The 13,687-nt window shown below is 51.0% G+C and carries 13 protein-coding genes; 5 read left to right on the forward strand and 8 right to left on the reverse strand.

Features of this window, described 5'->3' with window-relative positions; genetic code table 11:
- Positions 1–433: transposase (locus tag BM122_RS18090; protein ID WP_305728219.1), on the forward strand; the 433-nt coding region annotated here is incomplete at its 5' end.
- 106 nt (positions 434–539) lie between these two features.
- Here the strand turns inward: BM122_RS18090 and BM122_RS18095 are convergent.
- The 7 genes from BM122_RS18095 to BM122_RS18120 all read right to left on the reverse strand — a co-directional run bounded on the left by BM122_RS18095 (position 540) and on the right by BM122_RS18120 (position 9,718).
- Positions 540–2,168 (reverse strand): SagB/ThcOx family dehydrogenase, encoded by a 1,629-nt coding sequence (locus BM122_RS18095; protein WP_074906948.1) that lies wholly within the window; start codon positions 2,166–2,168, stop codon positions 540–542.
- 117 nt (positions 2,169–2,285) lie between these two features.
- Positions 2,286–4,814, reverse strand: a complete 2,529-nt coding sequence (locus tag BM122_RS18100) for a type I restriction endonuclease subunit R (protein WP_218152149.1) — start codon at positions 4,812–4,814, stop codon at positions 2,286–2,288.
- A gap of 5 nt (positions 4,815–4,819) precedes the next feature.
- Positions 4,820–5,677, reverse strand: a complete 858-nt coding sequence (locus BM122_RS24420) for a DUF4145 domain-containing protein (protein ID WP_218152150.1) — start codon at positions 5,675–5,677, stop codon at positions 4,820–4,822.
- Between the two features lie 2 nt (positions 5,678–5,679).
- Positions 5,680–6,072 (reverse strand): restriction endonuclease subunit S, encoded by a 393-nt coding sequence (locus BM122_RS18105; RefSeq protein WP_143083522.1) that lies wholly within the window; start codon positions 6,070–6,072, stop codon positions 5,680–5,682.
- 30 nt (positions 6,073–6,102) lie between these two features.
- On the reverse strand, positions 6,103–6,873 hold the full coding sequence (locus BM122_RS18110) for a restriction endonuclease subunit S (RefSeq protein WP_074906950.1): 771 nt from the start codon (positions 6,871–6,873) through the stop codon (positions 6,103–6,105).
- 73 nt (positions 6,874–6,946) lie between these two features.
- Positions 6,947–8,509, reverse strand: coding sequence for a type I restriction-modification system subunit M (locus tag BM122_RS18115; protein ID WP_083398589.1), 1,563 nt, complete (start codon positions 8,507–8,509; stop codon positions 6,947–6,949).
- A 102-nt stretch (positions 8,510–8,611) separates the two neighbouring features.
- Positions 8,612–9,718 carry a CobW family GTP-binding protein gene (locus BM122_RS18120; protein ID WP_074906951.1) on the reverse strand — a complete coding sequence of 369 codons (1,107 nt, stop codon included), beginning with the start codon at positions 9,716–9,718 and terminating at the stop codon, positions 8,612–8,614.
- A 252-nt stretch (positions 9,719–9,970) separates the two neighbouring features.
- Here BM122_RS18120 and BM122_RS18125 point away from each other — a divergent pair, with 252 nt between their 5' ends.
- Positions 9,971–10,537, forward strand: coding sequence for a DUF2796 domain-containing protein (locus BM122_RS18125; RefSeq protein ID WP_177198206.1), 567 nt, complete (start codon positions 9,971–9,973; stop codon positions 10,535–10,537).
- A 12-nt stretch (positions 10,538–10,549) separates the two neighbouring features.
- Here BM122_RS18125 and BM122_RS18130 read toward each other — a convergent pair whose 3' ends face one another.
- A complete protein-coding gene (locus BM122_RS18130; protein ID WP_074906955.1) occupies positions 10,550–11,191 on the reverse strand; it encodes a DUF3299 domain-containing protein in 642 nt (213 codons plus the stop codon).
- A gap of 85 nt (positions 11,192–11,276) precedes the next feature.
- Here BM122_RS18130 and BM122_RS18135 point away from each other — a divergent pair, with 85 nt between their 5' ends.
- The 3 genes from BM122_RS18135 to BM122_RS18145 all read left to right on the forward strand — a co-directional run.
- On the forward strand, positions 11,277–12,014 hold the full coding sequence (locus BM122_RS18135; RefSeq protein ID WP_218152151.1) for an ABC transporter ATP-binding protein: 738 nt from the start codon (positions 11,277–11,279) through the stop codon (positions 12,012–12,014).
- A complete protein-coding gene (locus tag BM122_RS18140; RefSeq protein WP_074906953.1) occupies positions 12,004–13,260 on the forward strand; it encodes an ABC transporter permease in 1,257 nt (418 codons plus the stop codon). The genes BM122_RS18135 and BM122_RS18140 overlap by 11 nt, the downstream gene beginning before the upstream one ends.
- A gap of 158 nt (positions 13,261–13,418) precedes the next feature.
- Positions 13,419–13,687, forward strand: a 269-nt coding sequence (locus tag BM122_RS18145; protein WP_074906954.1) for an IS630 transposase-related protein, incomplete at its 3' end; no start/stop codon positions are given.

Raw genomic sequence — 13,687 nt, forward strand, 5'->3', positions numbered from 1 at the left:
TATTGATGAAAGTGGGTTTGCACAGGATGCGCCGCGCACGCACGGTTATGCACCCGCTGGCCAGAGATGTCATGGCACGCATGACTGGCATGCGCAAGGTCGTATCAACGCAATGGGAGCGTTGATCGGAAAGCTATTGATAACCGTCAGCCTGTTTGCAGTCAATATCAGTGCCGATGTATTTCATGGATGGGCGATGCAGGACCTGTTGCCTAAATTGCCGTCACATGCGGTCGTTGTGATGGACAATGCTACCTTCCATAAGAGGCAGGATACGCAAGAGGCCATACAAAACGCTGGGCACACCCTTGAATACTTACCCGCTTATTCTCCTGATCTTAATCCCATCGAACATAAATGGGCACAGGCCAAAGCACTGCGTAAACAACAAAACCAGACCGTTGAGATGCTTTTTAAATCCTATACATTCTGAATCATTCTTAACTGGTTAGGCTATACATGAACAGTTGCTAGTTCAGACAGTTATAGGGATGAGCTTTTATTTTGCTTTAACTGCTTCCGGATAATGGCTGATTTTATTAATATACTTCCCTGCCGCTAAGATGCGCATAAGGCGGTAGCGTCCGTAGGCGTGAGTCGTCCAGTGCGCCGCCGACGGTGAAGTGATAAATCGATTGCCATGCATGGCCTGATAAGCCGAGCATGGAATGCAGCGCGTCATCGAAATAGCAGCCAATGCCAGTGCCGCGCAAGCCTGCGGCTTCCGCTTCCAGGTAGAGCACCTGGCCGAGCATGCCGGCTTCATGAAACAGTTCACGGTAATGCCAGGCTCCTCCGTTTAACGCAGCTTCGAATTCAGCCAACATGCCCAGCGAAAAGCAGCTATCAGCAGCGATGTCCTGGTGACAACTGATCAGGCGCACCGTGTCTCGGACATTACCAGCGAATAATCGAAACAAGCCAAGATGCCGAGGTGCGCCAGGCACTTCGGTCCAGTCGGCATCCTCGCGTATCGCTTGGCGTAATGCGGGCATGACAGATTTATCTCGCAGAAGCAGGTAGACACCTGGTGTGACACCTATGACACGATGTACGAACAGGATGAGATGTACTCGCGGTAGCCGCTGCCAGATTTCCCACGGCGGTAGTCCGGGGCGAGGCAGCAGGGCATCGAGTATTATGAACCAGCGTTCTGCTGGAATGGCAGTGACGCCATCGAAACCCACAGCGCTTCGGCGCTGACGAATCAAAGCATCTGCATTCTGCAAACAATCGATCGCTGCCAAGGGGGGCCACTGCGTTGACAAAGTGAACGATGAGGAATGAGGAACGGGCCGTTCAGCAGCCAGATGTACCGCATCGATGCCTGCCCAATGGACATGCCTAGCGCTGAGACGGTTGGCCTGCCCGACAAAATTCAATCCACTGGCCAGGGCTGCAGCTGTCTGAGCCGTATCCAATAATTTTGGCGCATTTTCGCTGCCAATCCAGAGTGCGATATCTACCGCTTCGCTTTCATGCTCTGAAAAATCGCTTGTGCGCGCGACGCCCGTTAACGCAGTAAGCGCCGCATCATACCAGTTCTCCAATACCTGGGCACGCCAGCCAAGCGTGGCAGCGGCATAGCTGACCGCTGCCAGGGCATGACCGCAGTCGTGTTGACAATAGCGGTAAGCGCGCAGGCCGTACTTCCAGGCTTCGCGCCAATGAATAGAAGTAAGAATCAGCACAAAGCCGTCAGCAAACTCGCTGCCCCAATCGGAATCTGCCTCAGCGCGCCGTTCCAAGGTATGGTCGTAGCTGACATAGTGATGCACACCACTTGCAAGGCCATCGCGTGCAGCGGCAAGCACATAGCCCTCAGTAGGATGCAAATTTCCGCTGGAAGGATTGCAGCGCAATGCCCAGCGTGAGCCCCCGTATTCTTTCCAAGCAGACAAACCAAGACTTAGTTCCAGCAGCGTCGCCAAATTGGCCAGATTGATCGCTGCCGGTGTTTGCCGCCGACCACTGCGCACCTCGCTAAAAGAAATCTGCAACGAAGTAGCGCGTAAAGGCAACTTACAGAGTTGCGTCCCCGCATAACGGCGAAACGGATCGGGCTGATTGGCCCAGTCCAAGTTGCCGGGTCCCGGGGCATAGCCATCTAAACGGTGCTTACTCGCTTCGTGATAAGCGATAATGGTTGATAATGCGTTGTTACTCATGGGGGCTCACTCCCAAAATTGTATTTCGCTGTGCTTGCTGGCCTCATTTTTCCTGAATTGATCTCTATTTTGATCTCTATCGTCTTTCGCTGCATCAAATTTCGTTGGCGGCCGCAATCAAGCTGTTCGCGAACTCAGGCTAGAATGGACTAAATTCAGGGTATTAAAGATGTCCTCGATCACCTTCTCCTTGCCATCAAACAGCGCATCGGGGCCGCCGGCATGCAGGTTGCTGAATGGTGGTTCATATAGGGCAGACGCGGCCATTACACCGCGCGCTGTGAGCTGATCGATCACCATTTCGATGAAACGGATTTGTTGTGGGGTGAAGCTGCGATCCGACAGAAACCGAGCGAATGCACTTTGTGCGGCGGTGCGGTCCATACCGACCAGGCTGCGAACAAACCAGGCTAACGAGGGGGCACCGCTGCGCGCCAGTAAGCCATCGAGTAGCGTTTGCCCATCCTCCTCGCCAATTTTGGTTAGGGTCTGCTCCAAGCCTTGCAAATCGGTCTCCGTTAATGGCTGATTGCTGCGTAGCCGATGAATCACGAGGTGATCCAGATGATTACGAAGATATTCCCTGACCTTTTTCTCATACTGCACCCCTGTCATCTTCGGCATGGCGACGAATACACTGTCGCGCATGCCCAGCACCTCGTCTTTAAAATTGGTATAGACGATCTTGCGTGTTTTCTTTTCGAGAAAGGGTACCAATTCGCGCAGCCGCAAGCGCATTTCTTCCAGCTCCGCCAAATGGATGCCTCCCCAAAAAGTGGCTTCCTGCATCGCAGCGAGATAGGCCAACTGAGCCTGTACTGCCGGGATAGCGGCTTTTTCTTGCAGCAGCATGGCAATTTCCACTACCCGCTGACGATGGCGCTCGAACGTGGCAGCATCCGCTTCTGCCAGGGCCAGTTGCATTTGCAGCGCAGTAAGATCGAACAGACGCGATTCAATGTCGTCAGTCTCGAGCATGCTTGGCAACCCGGCGATCTCGCTCTGTAGAACCGCGCGATCGGCATCGCTCATCGTGTTCCATGCGGCGCGCTGCTGAAACCGCTCCACCGCTTCCAGATGCATGCGCACGATGAAATTCTCGCGGTTCATCGCGGCAACCTCGCTGTAAAGCCCAGCGATAAGCGCATGGCTGAGCCTGGCATCCGGGTCCAGTTCGGAAGATGGCTGCAGGTGGCCGAGTAATTGTACCCGCGCACGAAACAACCGGGTGCTTAGCGGAGCGCTGCTGCTGGCTTCGATGCCTTGCGGATGTTCATGGAAAAAGTCGAAGTTGAAGCAAAAATCGAACACGCGGAAATCCTGCTTATCTTCGTCGGGGGTGAACAACCCCGGGCACAGCCGCGTGCCGCGGCCGATCATCTGCCAGAATTTGATCTTGGAATACACCGGCTTGAAGAAAACCAGGTTCGCCACCTCGGGCACATCGATGCCGGTATCGAGCATATCCACCGAGATCGCGATATGGGGCGCTTTGTCCTTGAGCGAGAAATCGTCGATCAGGCTTTGCGCATATTTGGCGTAGTTGTCGATGACGCGCGCGAAGTGCCCCGCATGCTGCGGATAGTGATAATTGAAGCGCGCTTCGATGAATTGGGCATGCTCGTGATTACGGGCAAAGATGATGGTCTTGGCAAGCCGGTCGCCGCCCTCGACCTTATGACCCTGCTCCATCAAATGCTGAAGCACTCTGTCCACCGTATCCTGATTGAATAGCCAGTTGTTGATGGCAGCGGCATGCACCCGTTCGGGCAGTCCTTGCTCATCGACCTCCTCGCCCCAGTCCAGGCTTTCCCATTGGGCCTTTTCCTCCTCGCTCAGCGCATGGTAATCGATGCCCTCGCGCGGAATTTTGAGATCCACCTGCTGCACCCGGGGTGGTACGAGAAACCCATCAGCGACGGCAGTTTCCAGCTCATACGCATCGGTCGGCACGCCGGGCTCCAGGTCGAACAGATCGTAGGTGTTCTTGTCCACCTCTTCACGCGGCGTCGCGGTCAGTCCCACCAGCAGCGCATCGAAGTAACGGAAGATCGCGCCATATTTCTGGTACACCGAGCGGTGCGCCTCGTCGATGATCACCAGGTCGAAATGGCCGATGCCGAAACGAGCAACGCCATTATTGTTTTGGTCGATCAACCCCATCATGGTCGGATAAGTACAGACATACACCCGCCCTTCGGTTTCTTTCTCAGTGACCAGATTCACCGGGCTGGACTCGGGCAGATGCGTCTTGAAAGCATTGACCGCTTGCTTTACCAGCGATACCCGGTCGGCCAGAAACAGCGCCCGCTTCACCCAGCCTGCCCGTTGCAGCGCATCCACCAGCGCAATCACCGTGCGGGTTTTACCGGTACCGGTCGCCATCACCAGCAGCGCTTTGCGCCGTGCCTGGGAAAATTGCGCAAAAATGCTGCCAATAGCGCGCTTCTGGTAATAGCGTCCCGCAATGCTGTCCTTGACCGCGGCCACATCCAGTGTCTGCCGCTGAGTGCGGCGCAGCATCAGCCGCGCCAATTCGTCCTGTTTATAGAAACCAGCCACACAGCGGGGTGGATAGAGGGTGTCATCCCACAGCCAGGTTTCGTAACCGTTGGTAGTGAAAATCACCGGACGCTGGCCATACATGGCCGCTAAACAATCCGCGTAGAGTTTGGCCTGCTGCTTACCAGCGGCCGATCGATAGTCGTTTTCTTGGCCTCTACCAGCGCCAGCGGTTTACCGTCCTCACCCCATAGCACGTAATCAACATAACCTATTCCTTGGTGATTGGGCATGCCGCTGACCTTGTATTCACGATCACGCGCTCGCTCGAGCGGCCAACCCGCGCGGTGCAGGTCGACATCGATCAGGTAGTGGCGGGTCTCGCTTTCCGAATAGTCATGAGTATCGGGCACGGCTTCGCTCTTGGCGCGAATCTCGGCCAATTGCGCACGCAGCGCTTGCAGATCAGCGTCGAGCACGTCGCGCTCCTGCTGTTGTTTCCATGCTGCTTGATGCTGCTCGGCCAGCTTGTGCGCCAGCGCCTCCAGCTCCTTGCGCGGCACTACCTCGGCCGCGTTCACTGGCTTCGGCACCCTGTCATCTTGCCATACCACATCAACCGGTAAGTTATCGGGAGCATAGCTGCGTACCAGCCAGTAACAAATATGGTGCAATTCCTTCACCACCAGCAAGGCATCCAGCTCGCGTACCGGGCGAGCGCTGTGCACCGCCTGATTGCCCATCTTCTGTATCACCCGTGCCTTCTGGAATACTGCTTGTGGTAACAGATTCTGAAAGCTTGGCTCATGCAACAAAGCTCCCAGGCTATCATCGTAGGGCAGGCGCAAGCTGGACTCAAAGCGGTAAAGCCAGTGTACCACTGCCTCCAGCGTGAAGCGGGCATGAAAGCATGCCGCGCGCGGATCACCCAGGATGTGACTTTCCGCCCGACTCGCGGATGTAGCGATGTCACGAAATTTGGCAGATAGGAAGCCGAAATTGCTCATGGTTACAGCTCACCGTTGAAGGCACGTGCTTGCAGGGAGGCGAATAACGCATCCAGCTCGGTCAGGTGAGCGTACATTTGCATTTTTTGTTTTTCTACTGATTCGACGATGGTGGCAAAGTGATGTTGGAGAGGAAGAGGAGGAATTGGAATAGGCGCAACCTTTAGTTCTCCAACGTTTAGATGTTTCTGAATTTGTCCACGCTGTGCGCCCATTGCCATACGTTTTCCTCCAGCAGAATTGAAATAATTACAGAGATAAATGGGATGAACGATAGATTTTTCTGGTGTGGCGATAAGAATATCGATAGCGTTCACTCCATTAAGACTCTCTGGAACGATAGCTGCTGTACCTGGCTGTCCGGATCTCACTAGTAAAACATCCCCCTTCCATATCCGAGTCTTGCTTAGGGCATTCTCATTATCTTATTTCGAAATATAGACCAAATCATTCAATTCGATCTTACCGACTTTGACGTTAAGCGACCGAAGTGCAGGAATGCCTGTTTCTCGGTAGTAAGATGCTGGTTTTATAACTACTCCGACAGTAATACGTTCACAAACAGTCTCCCCATTAACAACATTCCATCTCTTCGGATTGGTGACAGGATCTCCAAACATTTCCAGAAATTTGGATTGCACCAAAATATCGAGCTGAGCAAGGGATTCGCGGCGCTTGGTTCGCAAGGCATCCGCTGCATCCAAGATGGCTGCGATGCGTTTTTGTTCGGCGAGGGGTGGGAGGGGGATTTGAAGACGCGCTACGTCTTTTGGATAAAGGTGGATACCCTTTACTATATCTCGGATAGCATAACGAGCCTCGGGGCTACGTACCCAATGATTAAGATATTTTGAATCTAACTTCAATGTATTTGGACGAATAATTAACCATTCTCCAGTTGCTAAAGAACCAAATGTAGCCGGTTCTGGGTAGTAAATTTTTGAGCCAACATAATTAGCATTATGTGCAGCATTAAGAATTAATGTATCCCCCTTCATTACTGATTTTATAGAATATTTCTGTCCTAACTCCATATCCACGAAAGATTCGAATGACCCATGAAAAAGCCCTAATTCATTGACATCCTTTATTTTGAGAACTGGGTAACCATTTGTTCTTTGTTCTGCTTTTGAAGGTGTCTTTCCGTTAAATACTTCGGAAAGGTTGCCAAGGATAAGCCTTGAATAGCTCTTCATCCCAACAACTCCTTCGACTCTTGCTGACCCCCTTCGGCTCCGCTCCCTTCGGCTCCGCTCCCTTCGACTCCGCTCAGGGTACGGAGGATTGGCGTGGGCGTGGGCTGAGCGAAGTCGAAGCCGACGCTGAAGCCGAAGTTTCAGCCAGATCCAAAGCCAACAATTCCTCCAATTCCTTCCTTCCCTCAGCAATTTCCATTTCCAACTTCGCCAACCGTTCGAGAATGACCAGCGGCGGTTCATGCTCCACTGCTGCATAGGTCACTTCCTTGTAGCGGTTGATGGACAGGTCATAGTCATTGGCGGCAATTTCAGCCTTGGGCACCAGGAAGCTGGGGTCGGTGCGCTTGCGTTCACTTTCGGCTGCACGGTTTTGCCAGCGGGCGAGGATGTCGGGCAGGTCGCTCTTGTCCGGCTGGGGCTTGCGCTTATCGTCGAGTGAATAGCCGTCAGCTTGCATGTCGTAGAACCAGACATGATCGGTGCCGCCGGAGTTGGTTTTGGTGAACAGCAGGATGGCCGTACTGACACCGGCATAAGGTTTGAATACACCGGAGGACATAGAGATGATGGCATCGAGTTTCTGTTCTTCTACCAGCAGTTTGCGCAGGGTTTTGTGTGCGGTGCTGGAGCCGAACAGTACGCCGTCGGGCACGATGACCGCTGCGCGGCCGCCGCTTTGCAGCAGGCGCAAAAAGAGCGCGAGGAACAGCAACTCGGTTTTTTTAGTTTTGACGATTTGCTGCAGGTCCTTGGCGGTGGATTCAAAATCGAGGCTGCCGGCAAAGGGCGGATTGGCGAGGACCAGAGTATATTTCTCGGCATCCTGCATATTCGCCTCAGCCAGGGAGTCGCGGTAGCGGATATCCGGGTTTTCTACGCCATGCAGCAACATGTTCATGCTGCCGATGCGCAGCATGGTGCTGTCGAAGTCATAGCCGTGGAAAGTATGGTCGTTGAAGCGGCGACGGGCCGCTTCGTCCTGGTAGATGGTGCCGCTGTGATGCGTGATCAGGTATTCTGAGGCGGCGATCAGGAAGCCTGCCGAGCCACAGGCCGGGTCGCAGATGATGTCCTTCGGCGTCGGTGCAGTCATGTCCACCATCAGCTTGATGATGTGGCGTGGGGTGCGAAACTGGCCGTTCTGGCCGGCGCTGGCGATCTTGCTGAGCATGTATTCGTACAGATCACCCTTGGTATCCTGGTCAGTCATATCGATAGCGTCGAGCTGATCGACCACGTTGGCCAGCACCCGCGGAGTGGGCATCATGAATAAGGCATCTTTCATGTGGTGGGTATAGGTACTGCCGCCTTCGCCGTCTGCCTCGCCCTTTTGCCCCAAAGTCTTGATGAACGAAAAAACCTCGTCGCGCAATGTGATGAACATTTGCTCGGGCGCAGTATTCTTGAAGCGCGACCAGCGCAACTTGTCCTGTTCAGGAGTAAAGATGGGTTTTTCGATTGGTTTGCCGAGTCGTGCCGCCTTGCGCTCCTGCAAGGTATGCAGCTCATCCAACCGTTTGATGAACAGTAGATAGGTCAACTGCTCGATAACCGACAGTGGGTTGGAAATGCCGCCTGACCACATCGTGTCCCAGATGCGGTCGACTTTGGATTTGACTTCACCAGTGATCATTGTTTTCCTTCGTTAAGTGATGTGTTGGGGTTAAGCCATTACTGCGAAAGTAGGGTAGCGCCATTATGCAACAGAGTGCGCGCGCTAATGTGCAAACTTTGTTTAGTTGCAATTAGCAACAGGCGTGATAGATTTAAAAATTTTTTCGACTGTTTCCCGTTCCATGTCTCGGGTGATGAAGACAATTTTCGAGCACCGGTCTTCACTTGGCCAAGCGGGTAAAGGTATTAGCGGGTGGAGGATGTGCTGTACCCCATGCAGCGCCATCGGACCATCGTTGCCTTCGATATTCACGATGCCCTTGATCCGCAGGATATTGCTGCCCATGTAAAACAACAGATCCACCAAGATGGGGTAGATGTGTTTGCTAATCGGCTGATCCGTGGTGAAACAGTATGCGCGGATATGATCATCATGACGATTGATGTCATGCAGGTGATCATTGTGGCCCTCGTGATCATGATAGTCCTCAGTATGATTCTGTGCATCATGGCCGGGCTTATGTGTAGCGTCTGCCCTATAAGCTTCTTCGCGAAGCCAGCGCTCCACATTGGGCGTTTTTTCCTGAGTTGAGAACAATCCCCAATCCAACAACTTTTCTGCTTCAATCTGACCATGTGCCACCTGCCAGCGTGTTGCAGCGGGGTTGATGGCATTCAGCCGCTGGAGCAAGTCAGCTTTGTTTTGAGGTATGGCCAGATCAACCTTGGTTAACAACAGGCAGTCTGCAATCGCAGCTTGTTTGATTGCTTCCTGATACGTGCTCAGGGTATGGTTTCCCGTAGCCATATCGATAGCCGCCACGATCCCATCCAAGCGGTAGTGGTTGGTAATCTGCTGATCCGTCATCAAAGTATGGATAATGGGAGCAGGGTCAGCCAGGCCGGTCGTTTCGATCAGAACGCGCTGGAACTGCCGTTTTCCGTTACGGGAAAAGCGCCAGGTGAGATCTTGTAGCGTTTTAACAAGATCGCTGCGAATCGTGCAACACAGGCAACCACTACCCATCTCCATCACCACGTTGTCAGTGCTATGTACGACCAGCAAGTGGTCTAATGCGATTTCTCCGAATTCATTGATGATCACCAAGGTATCCGCCATCGCGGCTTGTTGCATGATATGGTTGAGTATCGTGGTCTTGCCGCTGCCTAAATAACCAGTCAGCAATGTCACAGGAATCAGCGAAGGGTTAGGAAGCGTATGTGTCATAGTGAATTGTCTCGGTAGAATAAAGCTTGCTACTAGTTTAACACGGCTAAATACGCTGCTATCGAAACACTATCGGCTGCATTGGAGGCATAATGTTAGCCGTGTTGCATTCAGTTGAGTCGAGCCGCAAACCGACATTTGCACTGGCCTCCGACAGGCTCAGGCCAAATGGTGAATTTGAAATATTTTACTGAAACAATCTATTCGAACAATGAGCAAGTTTTCATGCTGGAAAAAATTTGCAGAAGGAGAATGATGGTAATCAAACAAGGCTTAATCAGCTGGCTATTGATCTTGCTAGGGAACAGCGCCCCTGTTTTTTCATCAGGGACACCTCTCACTCATGGTGCACACGTTCATGGTGAGGCTGGAATGAATATAGTGCTCGATGGCAATTCATTATTTATCGAACTTGACTCGCCCATAATCAACTTGGTCGGGTTCGAACATGCACCCAACAATGAGGAACAAGTATCAGCCTTATTAAAAGCAGAGCAAACATTGGCATCGGCAGATCGTCTGTTTCATTTTGCAACCACTAAATGCTCATTAGAAAATGTGGAAATTGAAATGCCTTATAGCAAACACCATGAGGACAAAAATCATCAGCATCCTCGTCCTGAAATGCATCATGAGCACGCTGATTTCCACGCCAACTATGTCTTCCATTGCAAGCAAGCTAAAGATTTAACGGCCATTTCGGTCAAACTATTTTCGCTTTTTCCAGATCTCCAGAACATTAAAGCGCAATGGATTTTACAGGGTAAGCAAGGTTCTGCTTCCCTGACAGCAAGCCACCCCACGCTAAGCGTTAACTAAATAGCTCCCAGCTTATTCAGTGTATGTTTCCACTTCCGCTACTTCTATCGCATAAGCGGAGGTAGCGACATCGTTCTCAGTCAGCGTTGTTTTCAAAATCCCCGTCACCCACACTGGCTCATGCAAAGCGTCAAGCTTTAAACCTTTATCAAAGATCCCATAAATAATTTGATTAGGCGGGGGCGGGGGCACATGAATACATGCGCCGAAAAACGGTACTAAAAAAAAGCGCGTAACCGTCTGTTTTTCACCGAACTCCAGTGGTACGATAAAACCTGGTAATCTTATTCGTTGATGATCAAATTCCGGCATGATCCGTGTGGATGAAAGCGCTTGCATGTAGCGATCATCACTGGCTTGAGCCATCGCCAGCATGAATTGATTGCTTAACATATCTTCCTCAGAACCATCTTCTATCTCATCCAGATAAGCCGGCGGATTCAACAAGGCATCGAGATCATCCTGCGGCATCAGATCGATCCACTGGATCGTTTTATAAGGTGCGTCTTCAAATGCCTGTTGATGAGCGAGCGTTTGATTACCTGATACCGCACCTGAACTCACATCATGCTCATTCTGAGAGCAGGCGATGAGCAATACAGCCAGGAAGCTGATGAATTTAGTTGGCTTATTGATCAAGAAACTGGTTTTCATAATAAGTAGTATAGATACCATGACATTAAAGCCATATTACAATATAGTACATTTGATCTAGAGTAAAACTGTCAAGGAGACTTTCTTGCACTCAGACTCTCCGGAAAATTCTACGACACTGGCTCCAGACCCAGTACCTATTATAAAAATTAGGGACTTGCATTTCTCCTATCCCGGAAAAAGGCAGCCCGCTGTGCTGAATATTCCTGCATGGCAGGTGGCGAGAGGCGACCGGGTATTTCTCAAAGGACCCTCGGGTTCCGGAAAATCGACCCTGCTGAATTTGCTGGCTGGCATCCTGGTTGCCAATAAAGGCAGCATCGAGATCCTTGGTCAAGACCTCGGAGCATTATCTGCTCGTAAACGGGACCGCTTCAGAGCAGCGCATATTGGCATCGTGTTCCAGCAATTCAATCTCATTCCTTATTTGAGCGTGCTGGATAACATCCGGTTAGCCACCCATTTCGGCAAAAACGATCTAACTGGTCTCGATTTAACGGCGAAGCGGCTGTTCGAGTCGCTTGGGCTGGATAACACGCTGATCACAAAAAAAGCAAGCAATCTCAGTGTGGGTCAGCAACAACGCGTCGCCATTGCGCGCGCGCTGGTTAATGCTCCGGAGATCTTGATCGTGGATGAACCGACTTCCGCGTTGGATAGCGATACACGGGATGCGTTTATGAAAATCCTATTGAAAATCATACAAATACAAGGCAATACGTTAATTTTTGTCAGTCATGACATAGCCTTGACCCTTCATTTTCATCATGTCGTTAACTTGGCAGAAATCAATCTAGCAGGAGGAAGCCAGTATGTTTCTTAACGTCGCCTGGCATAGCCTGCTCAATCGCAAATATACCGTGTTACTTACCTTGATTTCGGTAGCCATCAGCACTTTTGTTTTGCTCGGGGTAGAGCACATCCGCCACGAAGCAAAAGAAAGTTTCAGCAAAACAGTCTCAGGTGTCGATTTGATTGTGGGCGCCCGTACCGGGCAGTTAAATTTGTTGCTGTACTCTGTTTTCCGCATGGGGGATGCTATGAATAATATCTCATGGGGAAGTTATCGTGAGCTCGCCACCGACCCTAAAGTTGCCTGGACGATTCCGATTTCATTAGGTGACTCCCATCGCGGCTATCGGGTAATGGGCACGATACAAGATTATTTTACGCATTTTCGCTTTGGTCAAAATACGCCGTTATCTTTCGCGGAAGGGAACTCCTTTCGCCAGTTGTTTGATGTAGTGATTGGCGCCGAAGTCGCCAGAAAACTTGGTTATCGTCTAAATGAGCGTATTGTCTTGACGCATGGTCTTGGGCAGGCCAGTTTCAGTGTGCATGATGACAAGCCTTTTCGCGTAACGGGTATTTTACGGCCGACCGGGACACCCGTTGATCAAGCGCTATACATTAGCCTGCAAGGAATGGAGGTCATCCATCTGAACTGGAAAGACGGCGTAAGAATACTAGGTAAGCAAACTTCTGCTCATGAGCTAGCTGCGCTCGATTTAATTCCCAAAAGTATTACGGCTTTCATGGTGGGTCTTAAATCAAAAATGGCTACGTTTCATGTTCAACGCCAAGTCAATCATTATCAAAAAGAACCATTGCTGGCCATTTTACCTGGCATTGCACTTACTGAACTATGGCAAATGATGAATGTGATGGAGAATACCCTCAGATTGATCTCTATCCTAGTTTTATTTTCCTCGTTATTGGGGTTAAGCACTATGCTGCTTTCCTCGATACGCGAAAGACAGCGCGAGATTGCGATCATGCGCGCTATCGGCGCCAATCCCTTTTTCGTATTTCTGATCGTTCAAACCGAAGCCCTACTGATTTCCTTAACCGGAATCATTGTCGCGATTTTTGCGCTAGTAATAGGGATTTTCTTTGCTCAGCCGTTTCTCGCGGAAAATTATGGCATTTTCATCAATCCCTTTGCTATCAATGGTGAGATGCTCGGTATGTTAGGAATCATCGTTATGGGCACCTTGCTGCTGGGGCTCATTCCCGCACTCAGTGCATACCGCCTATCCTTGCACCATGGTCTTGTGATGAGGAGCTAAATGAGGAACTGAACCAATTGTAATTGTCTTATTCCATTTTTAAATCAAAACTGACTTTGTCGGGTTCACCTTGCCCTATTATTTATACTGTCTGCGGCTCGCCTTCGCGTTATTTTTGATTTATAGCACAACCAGATAATTTTGATTATAATTTAAAGATGGCCTATTCACTGGATTTCCGCCGTAAAGTTCTGTCTGTCAGAGAGAAAAAAGGACTTACGATAGCCGAGGTGGCGGCCCGGTTTGAAGTTGGCGTGGCGAGCGTGACGCGTTGGGTTAAGAACATCCATCGTAAACCTCAAGGGTTTCGCCAACGCAAGATTGATCTTGAGGTGTTGCGGCAGGATATTCGCGATTATCCTGATGCTTATCAGTACGAGCGGGCAAAACGTTTGGGTGTGGCGCAAAACGCTATTTTTCTGGCGCT

This window comes from Nitrosomonas communis, from assembly GCF_900114745.1.
In the GTDB taxonomy this organism is placed as follows: domain Bacteria; phylum Pseudomonadota; class Gammaproteobacteria; order Burkholderiales; family Nitrosomonadaceae; genus Nitrosomonas; species Nitrosomonas communis_A.